Below are 4,682 nucleotides of genomic sequence, written 5' to 3' on the forward strand. Positions count from 1 at the left end.
CCCTTAAAGCGGGGCTGCGCCCCAGCTCCAGGGGCGCGGGGAACGGCGCAATCTTTCAGGGGCGCGGGGAACTGCGCGACCAGCCACGCACGACCCGCACGTCACAGCCGGGCGCAGCCACCCCTAAGGGGCGCGGGGAACTGCGCAGTCTTTTGGCTTTTAGGGGCGCGGGGAACGGCGCGGCCAGCCCCCACCGGCCCGCACCCACCCCCCCCGGCGGAGCCACCCCTTCCAACCCTGGCCCCCTGCCAAGGGACCCGCGCGGTACCTTCTTGCCGCGGCCGGCCGATGCGCGCGGGCGTACGACGATGAGGGAGTGTCAAGCGTGAGCAACTTCGTGCGGCCGGCTGCCGAGGGCGCGGATCCGTTCGGGACGGCCCGGCTGCGACGCGGGGTGCTGGACGCCTGGGCGACCAGCCCGGCACGGTTCCGCGAGGACGCCAACTCCGAGGAGGACCTCGTCCTCGGCGGCTACCGCGACCGCCTCGTCGTGGAGCTCGCCCAGAACGCCGCCGACGCCGCCTCCCGCGCGGGCGTCCCCGGCCGCCTGCGCCTCACCCTGCGCGACGGGGTCCTCGCCGCCGCCAACACCGGCGCCCCCCTGGACGCCACCGGCGTCGAATCCCTCTCCACCCTGCGCGCCTCCGCCAAGCGCGACGACAGCGACAGCGCGGTCGGCCGCTTCGGCGTCGGCTTCGCTGCCGTCCTCGCGGTCACCGACGAACCCGCCCTGCTGGGCCGGCACGGCGGTGTCCGCTGGTCCCTCGCCGAGGCCCGCGACCTCGCCACCGACATCGCCCGTCACAGCCCCGGCCTCGGTGACGAAGTGCGCCGCCGCGACGGCCACGTACCCCTGCTGCGGCTGCCGTTCGCGGCCGAGGGCTCCGCGCCGGACCCGTACGACAGTGTCGTCGTCCTGCCGTTGCGGGACCCCGCCGCCGTAGCGCTCGCGGAGCGGCTGCTCGACGGCGTGGACGACGCCCTGCTGCTGGCCCTGCCCGGTCTGGCGGAGGTCGTCGTCGAGAGTGGCGACGGCGGCGTACGGACGATCCGGCGGCGTACCGAGGACGGCGGCGGCGTCGTGGTCGTCGAGGACTCGCGCGACGGTACGACCCGCTGGCGCACCGTCTCCGCGCACGGGTCGCTGGAGCCCGCCCTGCTCGCCGACCGGCCCGTCGAGGAGCGTCTGCGCCCCCACTGGTCGGTCACCTGGGCCGTCCCGGTCGACGCCGACGGCACCCCGGGCCGCCCCCGCACCGGCCCCGTCGTGCACGCGCCCACCCCCAGCGACGAACCCCTCGGTGTGCCCGCGCTGCTCATCGCCTCGCTGCCGCTCGACACCACGCGCCGCCACGCGGCCCCCGGTCCGCTGACCGACTTCCTGGTGCAGCGCGCGGCGGAGGCGTACGTCGAACTGCTCGCCGCCTGGCGTCCCGTGACCGCGGGGATCATCGACCTGGTGCCCGGCCCGCTCGGCAAGGGCGAGCTGGACGGGGCTCTGCGGCAGGCGATCCTCGAACGGCTGCCGCGCACCGCCTTCCTGCCGCCCGCGGTCGAACCGACCGCCGGGAGCGGTGACGCCGACGAGGACGCCGACTCCGGTCTGCCCGAGGCCCTGCGTCCCCGCGACGCCGAGGTGGTGGAGGGGGCGGGCGCCGACACCGTACGGGTCCTGGCGGAGGTGCTGCCCAGCCTGCTGCCCGCCGGGCTCGAACGCCGGGCGGAACTGCGCATCCTGGGGGTCGCGCGGGTCCCGCTGGCCGAGGCGGTCGACCGGCTCGCGGGCCTGGAGAAGGCCCCCGAGTGGTGGCGGCGTCTGTACGACAGCCTCGCCGGGGTCGACCCGGACCGCCTCTCGGGGCTGCCGGTGCCGCTGGCTGGGGGCACCTCCCAGGCTTTTGGCTCTGGGGGAGGGCGGACGACGATCGGCCCCCGCCAGGTCCTGCTGCCCACCGCCGACGGCGCCCAGGCCGCGCCCGACGCGCTCGCCCGGCTCGGGCTCAAGGTCGCCCACCCGGACGCCGTCCATCCGCTCCTGGAGAAGCTGGGCGCCCTGCCCGCCACCGCGCGGGCCGTCCTGACCACCCCGCAGGTCCGCGCGGCCGTCGCCGGTTCCCTCGACGACGACCGGGGCGCCTGGGACGACGACACCACGCCCGACGCCGAGGAGCTGGCCGACACCGTCCTCGCGCTCGTCCGGGACGCCGACCTCGAACCCGGCGACGAACCCTGGCTCGGCGCCCTCGCGCTCCCCGACGACGAGGGCGAACTCGTCCCGGCCGGCGAACTCGTCCTGCCCGGCAGCCCCTTCGCCCAGGTGATGCGCGAGGACGAACTCGCCTCCGTCGACCCCGAACTGGCCGAACGCTGGGGCGAACAGCCCCTCGCCGCCTGCGGTGTCCTCGCGAACTTCACCCTCGTACGCGCCACGGACGTCGTCCTCGACCCCGACGAACTGGAGCCGAAGGACGGCGACTTCGCCGAACCCGACGACGCCGGACTGCTCGACGCCGTGGACGTGTGGTGCGAGGACGCCCTGGACGGGCTGCCGGACTCCCCGGTGCCGCCCGTCGCGACGGAGATCGTGGCCGTGCGCGACCTCGACCTCGTGGACGACGACCGCTGGCCCGAGGCCCTGGCCCTGCTCTCCCGCCCGCCGCTGCGGGACGCCGTCACCCAGCCGGTCCGCGTCCTGCTGCCGGACGGCACGCACGAGATCATCCGCTCGTACACCGCCTGGTGGCTGCGCGGGCACCCCGTCCTCGACGGCCGCCGCCCGGCCGGCCTGCGCGCCGAGGGCGGCGACCCGCTCCTGCACGGCCTGTACGACGCCGCCGACGCGGCCGGTTTCGACGACGAGCAGGTGCTGCGGGCCCTCGGCGTCCGTACGTCCGTGGCCGCGCTGCTCGCCGAACCGGGCGGCGGCGCCGAACTGCTCGACCGGCTCGCCGACCCCGACCGCGAGGTCTCCGCGTCCCAGCTGCACGCCCTGTACGGCGCGCTGGCCGACCTCGACCCCGAGCAGGTGACCCTGCCGGACGAGCTGCGGGCCGTGGTCGACGGCGAGGTGCGGGTCGTGGACGCGGCCGACGCCGTGGTCGTCGACTCGCCCGACCTGCTGCCCTTCACCGCGGGCACGCCCCTGCTCCCGGTACGGCCCGCGCGCGCCGCCGACCTCGCCGAGCTGTTCCAGGTCCGGCGGCTGAGCGAGTCCGTCACCGGCGAGGTGACCAGCGAGGGCACGGAACACGACGTACCGGAGTCCGTACGGGTCCTGCTGGGCCCCTCGACCCCCGCGACCTACGTCGAGCACGAGGAACTGGTCGTCGACGGCACCGAACTCGACTGGCGCCGCACCCGCGACGGGGTGCTGCACGCGTCCACCCTGGAGGGTGTGGCCGCCGGACTCGCGTGGGCGGCCGGGCAGTGGCCCCGCCGCTTCGAGGTCGCCGCCCTCCTTGAGGACCCGTCGAGGACGGAGGAACTGGCGCGGGACCGCTGGTTCGACTGAGTTCGCCCGAATGCGACCGAGCACGGGAGTCCGGGGCGGGGGGTGAAGGGGCGTTCTTGATCACGAGTTCGCAAAACCTTCACCACCCGTACAACCATTCACCCCCGTCCCGAATCTGATCACCTGAGTCAACAGACTCTCGATCACTCGGGCCCCAACGTGCAGACCTACCGTCGGGGCCCCTTTCTCCATCAGGGGAACGCATGCGTATACGTGCCACCGTGGCCGCCGTCACCGGCGCCCTGGCTCTTTCCGCCTTCGCCGTGCCCGCCGCGCAGGCGGACGGCTCCGCGATCTCGCGCGAGGACACCGCGAAGGTGCTCGACGCCGCTCACGCCGCTGCCGCCAAGTCCGGCTCCCGTGTCGCCGCCGCGGCGGCCGACGCGCCGTACGCGCTCGACGCGAGCATCTCGAACGTCAAGATCAACAGTGGCAAGGCCATCGTGGCCGGCACCACCAAGAAGGTCAGCGTCCCGACGACGTTCACGCTGAAGCACGGCGCCGACGTGGACATCACCGCCGACGACTTCATCGTCGACCTGGAGATCTACAAGGGTTCGTACACGGAGCCGGACAACTACCTGTTCGGTGACCTGCTGCCGACCTGCACGGCGGTCTCCACCACCGTCGCCACCTGCAAGGGCACCATCGACGCCTACCCGGGCGAGGGTGAGCTGTTCAACTCCGACGCCGGTGCGTGGTCGGCGAACGCCTACGCCGTCGCCTTCAACGGCGAGGACCCGTCCGCCATCGACTTCGACATCACCAAGGTCGGTGTCGCCGAGCAGGCGAAGGTCGGCAGCACGAAGCTGCAGCGGTACTCCAAGCTGACCGTTAACGCGTCGCCGGAGCCCGTGAAGAAGGGCAAGACCATCACGGTCACCGGTGCGCTGACGCGGGCGAACTGGGAGACGAACAAGTACGCGGGGTACACCGTGCAGTCGGTGAAGCTCCAGTTCAAGAAGAAGGGCACGTCCACGTACGTGGACGTCAAGACCGTCAAGTCCGGCACGAAGGGTGCGCTGAAGACCACGGTCAAGGCTGCGTCCGACGGGTACTTCCGGTACAACTTCGCGGGTACGTCGACCACTCCGGCGGTCAAGGCCGCGGGTGACTTCGTGGACGTGAAGTAACCTTCCGCGCCCCATTCCGACGGCCCCACGCCAACCAC

General features: G+C 73.6%; 2 protein-coding genes. Both read left to right on the forward strand.

What is annotated here, in order from left to right:
• Window positions 1-325 precede the first annotated feature (325 nt).
• Window positions 326-3,511, forward strand: a complete 3,186-nt coding sequence (locus ACFWGJ_RS41945; RefSeq protein WP_387334212.1) for a sacsin N-terminal ATP-binding-like domain-containing protein — start codon at window positions 326-328, stop codon at window positions 3,509-3,511.
• Between the two features lie 203 nt (window positions 3,512-3,714).
• A complete protein-coding gene (locus ACFWGJ_RS41950) occupies window positions 3,715-4,644 on the forward strand; it encodes a hypothetical protein (RefSeq protein WP_387334213.1) in 930 nt (309 codons plus the stop codon).
• The last annotated feature ends 38 nt before the right edge of the window (window positions 4,645-4,682 follow it).

It is taken from the genome of Streptomyces sp. NPDC060205, assembly GCF_042728395.1.
Classification (GTDB): domain Bacteria; phylum Actinomycetota; class Actinomycetes; order Streptomycetales; family Streptomycetaceae; genus Streptomyces.